This is a genomic window from Stenotrophomonas sp. SrG (assembly GCF_050031795.1).
Lineage (GTDB): Bacteria > Pseudomonadota > Gammaproteobacteria > Xanthomonadales > Xanthomonadaceae > Stenotrophomonas > Stenotrophomonas rhizophila_A.
On the sequence record NZ_JBNBBE010001597.1, the window covers coordinates 1 to 232 of the forward strand.

A 232-nucleotide genomic window follows, 5' to 3' on the forward strand; every position below is an offset into this window, starting at 1 on the left:
TGAATTGCGTGCGGTCACCGGCGGACCCACCAACGGTGGGTACCCACCGGTTGCTCCACTACCTCCTCGGCTGCCCATTGACCCCTGCGAATGCGATTGGCGAACAAGGAGAACGCCAGCATGCCGTCCAGCCCGTTGGCGCGGCTGACCCAATGCGGCAACCAGCGCGGTGTGCGCAGGATTACTTCTTCGACCAGCGGCGCGAAATCCACCGCGTCGGTCAGTGACATCT

The 232-nt window shown here is 63.8% G+C and carries 1 pseudogene; it reads right to left on the bottom strand.

What is annotated here, in order from left to right:
* Window positions 1-14 precede the first annotated feature (14 nt).
* Window positions 15-232: pseudogene (locus ACQG3P_RS24750) on the bottom strand (hypothetical protein); the annotation flags it as partial.